1 protein-coding gene is annotated in these 607 nt (G+C 53.5%); it reads right to left on the reverse strand.

Features of this window, described 5'->3' with window-relative positions; genetic code table 11:
* The coding region (locus tag ACLD7X_RS17895) for a hypothetical protein (protein WP_411425039.1) at positions 1-423 on the reverse strand (423 nt) is incomplete at its 3' end.
* Positions 424-607: the final 184 nt, after the last annotated feature.

The following is a 607-nucleotide window of genomic DNA, read 5'->3' on the forward strand; positions in this document are numbered from 1 at the left end:
ATGATAGTAGGCATGGTCGATGTTCCCCGCGATGTTCGACCGATACGTGCCATAGCGCTCTTCAACAAATGGCATGTCCAAGGTTGCTTCATCCAGTTGTCGTACACGCTCGCAATACTCGCGAGCCTCTGCCCATATCGTTTCGCGAAATGCATTCCATTCTTCGTCCTGGACAATCTCGGGGTGGGCAAAACTCCGTTGATCATCTGCATTGAGAGTGCCGCCCCGTAGAACATCCAGCTGAGCCTTGGTATAGTAGTGCAAATGATACGCCAATGCGAGAATCGTGTTTGCACCACCTATCTGATGCATGGCTGCGGACAACGGTATGTCGTGAAGGAGGCCCTGAAGATGCACGGACGTCCAGTTTTCGCCGAAATAGAGCCCATGTATGCGGGCTGCAAGAATGTGGGTATTGCTCATGCGGTTGTGTTCGCTCGTACACGTCGGTACCACCATTATTCGGGAAGCGCTTGCCCGCGCGTTTCGCGAGCGAAATAGAGGGTACCGAGTCCAACAACGTAGGCCAGAGCAAACGTTGCAATGGCTTCTCCGTAACCACCGAAGGTTTGCACCAAGGCCCCTGTCGAAATCAACGCAAGGGACG

Source organism: Aphanothece microscopica RSMan92, from assembly GCF_046613545.2.
Lineage (GTDB): Bacteria > Cyanobacteriota > Cyanobacteriia > PCC-6307 > Cyanobiaceae > NIES-981.